Origin of the sequence: uncultured Methanobrevibacter sp. (genome assembly GCF_937898925.1) — an archaeon.
Taxonomy (GTDB): Archaea; Methanobacteriota; Methanobacteria; order Methanobacteriales; family Methanobacteriaceae; genus Methanobrevibacter.
Genome location: NZ_CALDKF010000098.1, coordinates 1 through 7086 on the forward strand (window position 1 = coordinate 1; position 7086 = coordinate 7086).

The 7086-nt window shown below is 31.6% G+C and carries 5 protein-coding genes; all 5 read left to right on the forward strand.

What is annotated here, in order from left to right:
• A partial coding sequence (locus Q0409_RS07790; protein WP_298536735.1) for a pseudomurein-binding repeat-containing protein occupies positions 1 to 2092 on the forward strand: 2092 nt, incomplete at its 5' end.
• 523 nt (positions 2093 to 2615) lie between these two features.
• Entirely contained in the window at positions 2616 to 4220 is a 1605-nt protein-coding gene (locus Q0409_RS07795) for a transglutaminase domain-containing protein (RefSeq protein ID WP_298536736.1), read from the forward strand.
• A gap of 290 nt (positions 4221 to 4510) precedes the next feature.
• The gene (locus Q0409_RS07800) at positions 4511 to 5218 is read left to right on the forward strand and encodes a metal-dependent transcriptional regulator (protein ID WP_298536738.1); all 708 of its coding nucleotides are present in this window, start codon (positions 4511 to 4513) and stop codon (positions 5216 to 5218) included.
• A 160-nt stretch (positions 5219 to 5378) separates the two neighbouring features.
• Positions 5379 to 5894 (forward strand): tRNA-intron lyase, encoded by a 516-nt coding sequence (endA, locus tag Q0409_RS07805; protein WP_296856247.1) that lies wholly within the window; start codon positions 5379 to 5381, stop codon positions 5892 to 5894.
• Between the two features lie 343 nt (positions 5895 to 6237).
• The coding region (locus Q0409_RS07810; RefSeq protein ID WP_298536741.1) for a tryptophan--tRNA ligase at positions 6238 to 7086 on the forward strand (849 nt) is incomplete at its 3' end.

Genomic DNA, 7086 nt, shown 5'->3' on the forward strand with positions numbered 1-7086 from the left:
CCATAAGTCTAAGAATTACTTGCCGAATTACTGTACTTTTGACAGTGGTGATTTTGCTCCGGCTAAAAAGGCTACAACTCTTAAAGGAAGTTCAAGCACAATTACCAGAGGAAAATCATATAAGCTCACTTTAACTGATGGCAGTGGCAATGTCCTATCTGGTCAAAAGGTTAGCTTCAATATAAACAGCAAAACTTATACTTTAACTACAGATAAGAAAGGTTCTGCTTATCTTCAAATTAATTTGAAAGAAGGAAAATACCCTATGGTTTGTTCCTATGCAGGATCTTCCAAATATAAGGCATCAAAATTATCTGTAAGCATGACTGTATTGAAAAACCCTAACTTTTTCACACTTAAGGAAATTGAAGATGCAGCTACAAATGTAAAGAATTATGTTGAAAAGAATAGGAAAATGCCTAATACTGTGAAAGTAGGTTCCAAAACTCTCAAGATATCTGAGTTCAGCTACCTTTCATCAAAGGCGATATCCAACCTTAATTCCAATAAAAAGGGAGATATCCTTCTTGTATCCGGCATTACAAACCGTAATTCCTCTGCACATTCATTTAAAGCTACTGTTTATAAAGCTCCATACGTAGATTTAGCTAAAAAGACAATTTCAAGAATAGAATCTAAAAAAGCACCTTCAACTTACTGGTCTGTTAAAGACACATCTGGCAAGGTTATCGGTAAGGCAAATTTCAATTTATACACTTATTCATTTGCTAAGATTTTAGATTTCCATAAGTCTAAGAATTACTTGCCGAATTACTGTACTTTTGACAGCAGTGCTTTTACCCCTGCTAAGAAGGCTACAAGCATTAAAGCCGGTTCAAGCAGCATTAAGAAAGGGGATACCTATTCTGTGACATTGGTTGATGATAACGGTAAAGGTTTAGCTAGTCAGAAAGTAACCTTTACAATATCTGGAAAGTCCTATGATAAGACAACTGACTCAAAAGGAGTGGCTTCACTTAAGATTAACTTAAATGGAGGAACCTACTCTGTAGTCTCTTCATATGCGGGATCTTCCACATACAAGTCATCAAAATTATCTCAAAGCGTAACTGTAAAGGATACAAATGCATTCACTTTAGGTGAAATCGAAGCAGCCGCTACCAATGTGAAGAAATATGTTGACAATAATGATGTATTGCCTAGTACTGTTACAGTCGCAAGCAAGAAATTAAGTATTTCACAATTCTCATATCTAATGACTAAAGCTGTCTATAATATTAATGCTGGTAACAAAAATGCAATTGCTCTTCCAAGTAGCTTGTCCACTTGTAAATCCGAAGGGGATTCAATGGACGCTACAGTTTACAAGGCTCAATATGTTGACTTGTCAAAAAGAGTATTGTCTTTTGCGGAATCAAATAATGTTCCCCCTGTTTACGCTAAGGTTTATAGTAGTTCTGGTAAATCTTTAGGTAATGCAGAATTTGATTTATACACTTATTCATTTGCTAAGATTTTAGATTTCCATAAGTCTCATAATGCTTTGCCTAATTATTGTACTTTCGAAAGTTCTGTATTCAATGGAATTGTAGTTCCTCCAATTAATGTCTCATCTAAAATACCTTATAATTCCAGTCAATTCAAAGCAGGTTTAAATGAGAAGAATACAGAATCAAACCTTACCAAATATTTGGTTGGAACTGGCCAATCAGCAATTACAAGTTCAATCAAGAACTTGGCAAGTCAATTGACTAAAGGTTTGAAGACTACTGAGGAAAAGGCTCAAGCAATCTATAATTATGTCAGAGATGAAATTGATTATAGCTATTATGCAAACTCTAAACATGGGGCTTCAGGAACCCTAAGTGCTGGTTCAGGAAACTGTGTGGACCAAGCAAGTTTAGTTGTTGCATTATGCAGAGCTTCAAACATTCCTGCAAGGTACTCTCATGCAAAAGGATGTACATTCTCAAGCGGTTTAGTAACCGGACACGTATGGGCTCAAATTCTCGTAAATGGTGTTTGGTATTCCGCTGATGCTACAAGTGTGAGAAATAAATTAGGTAACATTAAGAATTGGAACACAAATTCATACAGCAATTTGAATCGTTATGCTGCTGTACCATTCTAGTATTAAAGTATTTAAAATGGATATAAGAGGATTTCCTCTTATCCAAATTTTTTTATTTTTTTAATTAATTTTATTTTTGATTAATTTTTTTAAACTCTTATTTTAACTCTTATTTTACTCTTATTTTACTCTTATTTTACTCTTATTTTACTCTTATTTTAACTCTTATTTTACTCTTATTTTAAACTCTTTTTTTCAATAAATCTTAATTATTAATGATTTTTTAAACTTTTTTTTAAAATAATTCTTATTTTTCTTTAACCTTTTTTAATATTTTCTTGATTAAGATTAATTTTTTATATAATAAATTATTAAAATAGTAATGTAATGTATTAATAAAAATTATTAATTCAAATTACTGATTCAAACATTATTTTAAAAAACTTTTATTTCTTATTATTTTTAGTAATTGATTCAAATTACTCTCTAATTTTTAAAAACAATTTTAAAATAATCGAATTTTTTATTCCAAGATTTTCCGGCTGGTGTAACTATTAAGTATAAATTTGCATTATTATTGCTTTTGATAACAATACTGTCTGTATCTGCAGTTTCAGCAGACAGTATGGATGAAAATTCATGGGCTTTAGTCAGTGATGATTTTTCAGCTTTAAGCGATAATATGACTTTAAATGATTCTCTAAATGAAGATCAAAATGAAATTTTATCTGCTAATTTAGACGATAGTTTAGATGATTACTTAGATGAGAGTTTAGAGGATGATTTAGATGAAAATTTAAATGATAATGTTCAGGATAATGATGATTTATCCGCTGAAGAAGAGCCAGAACCAAAGGATACAAGTCTTGAAATCCTTTCTCAAGATGACTGGAAAATATATGGAAATGAAGATTATTTTGTAAAATTGGTGGATGAGGACAATAATCCTATAAGTGGTGCATTGATTAACTTTAGAATCGAAAACCCTGAAGGAATTTACACATTTGAAACTGCATATACTGATGAAGAGGGAATAGCCGTTTTATCCTTGGATTTAAGCATGAGAGGTATTCATAACATTCAAGTTTCATATGATGGTGACTTGGATTACAATCCTGCCGAATCTGTTGTTTCCAATGTGATATTGTATGAAAAGACTGTAATTCAAACTCCAAAGGATTATGCTTACAGATCTTCCGATTTCACTCTAAAGCTTGTTGATTCAAATGGAAATGCATTATCAAATAAGGAATTAATCATCTATGTGGATGGAGTAGAATACATTAAAACCACTGATTCAAAAGGTCAAGTTTATATGAAGATGCCTTCTGATAAGAGTTCTGTTAATCTTACCTGTGTTTTCGATGGTGAGGGTTATTTTGACCAATCAACATTGTCCATGACCTTGCCAGTATATAAGAAAACCTATACAAAACCTTTGATTTACATTATCCTTAAAGGAAATTGCTTTAAGATATTATTAAAAGGCATTGATGGGAAAGTGTTGAAGAAAGAAAAGGTCAAGTTTACAATCAAAGGAAAGACTTATACAAGAACTACTTGGAATACTGGAATAGCTTATATCAGACTTAAGCTTTCAAGAGGAAAATACAAAATAAGCTTTTCATATGGCAACAATGGAGTTTATGGCCCATCAAGCAATTCATCTACCTTGGAAATCATAGACCCTTCAGGCCAGTTCAAGAAAGGATTGAATCAGAACACAAAACGTTCTGTAAGCAAATATAAATATGGTGGAGGATACGCTAAGATAACCAAAGCCATTAGAAAACTATCCAAAAAGCTTACAAGCAAATATTCCACTAAATTGGAGAAGGCAACAGCGATATTCAATTATGTTAGGGATAATTTAGGATACAGCTATTATGCAAATTCCAAGAAAGGTGCTGCAAAGACATTGAAAACCAAAAGGGGAAATTGCTGTGATCATTCAAATCTGATAGTTGCTTTATGCAGAGCATCCAAGATTCCTGCGAGATATGCTCATGCAAAAGGATGCAAATTCGGTTCAGGGTTAACTACAGGTCATGTATGGGCTCAGATATATGTAAATGGAAGATGGTATTCTGCAGATGGAACCAGCTATAGAAACAGTTTAGGCCATATTAAGAACTGGAATACAAAGTCCTATAAAAGACTCCGCATTTACAGAAATATTCCATTTTAAATAACTTTTTTATTTTTTCAATTTTTTTAACTATTTTTTTAGAATTTTATTCTAATTTTTTTAAAAACTTCCCAAACAACTTTTTTATAGATTTCATTTATTTTCCATAGCATTGTTATAAAATTTTAGGTTATCCAAAACTTTATATACTTTTTATATAAAATATTATTATATGAGATAAAATCATATGAGATTGTCTTATATGGTAATTAGATAATTTTTAATCAATAAAAATTAATTTAAATAATTTTAAAAAGAAAATTCAATTAAATAAATCACGGAGGTTCTACATGGCTAAAGAAATTAGTGAAAACATTGAAGAGTATTTGGAAGTTCTTTACAAGTTCGGAAGTAAAGACTCCCCTGTGTCTACAACAACTTTATCAAGAGAGTTAGGTATTGCGCCAGGTAGTGTTACTCAAATGCTTAAAAAACTTGAAGATATTGGTTATATTGATTATGTTCCATACAAAGGGGCTTCTTTAACTGATGAAGGTAGCAAAATAGCTCAAAAGATTACACGTAAACATAGAATTCTTGAAAGATTCCTAAAAGATGTCTTGAAAATCAAGGATGAAAACCTTCATGCTCAAGCTTGTGAAATGGAACATTCCTTGTCTGATGAGGCTGAAAGAGCTATTTGCCATATGTTGGAACATCCTGATACATGTCCTGATGACCATTTGATTCCTGCATGTGACTTTGATTTCGCTAACTGTGATGACTGCGTAAACAATCAAAGCGACATTGAAGACATTGGCGTTAGGGAATTCAATTTATTGTCCATCTCCCAATTGGCTTCTGGTGAAGAAGGTGAAGTCCTCTTTATAAGAGGTGGCGATTCTTCCCTTTCTGATGCAATGGATGCTGGAATTGCTATAGGATCCAAAATCAGAATATCCGATTCTGAAACTTCTGATTATAATGTCTTTATTGACGATTCCCAAATAGAAGTTTCAAGGGATTTGGCAAATAACATATTTGTAAAAACATTCTAGTTATTAAATAATTGATTTTTAAAAAATTGATTTTTAAATGATTGTTTTTTTACTAATCAGTTAAATAATAATTTTTAACTAAAATTTTTTACTAAAATTTTTTTATACTTTTTTTAATTTTTCTTATTTCATTATTATGGATTTTTATTTAGGTGTTTAGATGCGTGGAGATTTATGTGAAGGTATTGTAACCATAAAGATTGAAGAGGGTAACCAAAGGGCTGTTTCCCTTAATCAAAAAAGCCAATTCGGTAAATTGTCCGAGGATTGCTTAGAGCTTTCCATTATTGAAGCGTGCTATTTGATGGAAAGCGGACGTTTGGACATTTATGAAAATGACAAGAAATGTGATGTGAATTACATCATTGATTTAATCAAGGAAGAGGAGATTTACGGCAAATACCTTGTTTATAGGGATTTGAAAAACAGAGGTTACATTATCAAGACAGGATTCAAGTACGGATCTGAATTCAGGCTTTATGAAAGGGGCACCGGTCCTGGCCATGCACACTCTGACTTCCTGGTTAAGGTATTGTATGAAACAAATGAGGTTAATGTATTGGACTTTGCAAGCTATGTGAGAGTTTCTCATGGTGTAAACAAGAAGCTATTGCTTGCAGTGGTTGATGACGATTTGGACGTTACCTATTATAATATAGAATGGACTCGTCCATAGCTATTTTTAAATTAATTTCATTATTTTCATTTTTATTTTTTCTTAATACTTTCTTAAGGTTTATTTTTAAGATTTTTTTATTTTTTGATAGCTATTTTTTTAATTTTTTATTAGTTATTTTTATTAACTTGTAAATCATATTTAATTAATAGCATATTAATTATAATTAAGATTAGAATTAAAACTAAAATTAATGCTATAATTATTATAAATTTTCAGATAAAAATTTTAAATAATTTTAATTAAAAATACATATAATTATTTAAACACTTACAATAAAAAACATAATAATTATTATCTAACTATTCAATTTAAAGAAAGATATTATATTTAAGGTGATTTTTTGATTGATCCATGGGGCTCATCTATAGTAGATTATGATAAATTAGTTAATCAGTTTGGTATAAAAGACTTTTCAGAACTTTTAGGGAAGATTGAAGATCCTGCAAGATTGATGAAAAGAGGAGTTATTTTTGGCCATAGGGACTTTGATAAATTGGTTCCATTAATCAATGGCAAGAAGGACTTTGCAGTAATGACTGGAATGATGCCAAGTGGCCAGATGCACATTGGCCATAAGATGGTCATTGACCAATTGAAATGGTATTTTGAAAAAGGCGCTTCATTATCCTTGTCTATTGCAGATATGGAATCATATGCTGCAAGGGGAATCAGTTTTGAAAAGGCAAAGGAAATAGCTATCAATGAGTATTTGGCTAATTACATTGCTTTAGGTCTTGACTTAACTGCAGATAATGTTAATGTATATCTCCAGTCCCAAAACAAAACCTTGAATGACTTGACATTCAAGATTGCAAAAAGGGTCAATTTCAACAATATGCATGCAATTTATGGATTTAATGCAAGCACTAACATTGCACATCTATACGTTCCTTTAGTTCAGGTTGCAGACATTTTGCTTCCTCAAACTGAGGAATTCGGAGGACCAAAACAGGTTGTTGTTCCTGTAGGTGTAGACCAGGACCCTCACTTAAGATTGACTAGAGACATTGCAGCTAAATTGAATGAGGAATTTGGATTCTTAGCTCCTGCTTCCACTTATCATAGGTTCTTGACAGGTCTTACTGGAGATAAGATGTCAAGCAGCAAGCCAAACACTGCAATCTACTTGAATGAAACTCCAAAACAAGCTGAGAAAAAGGTCAAATCATCTAAAACCGGTGGAAGAGAA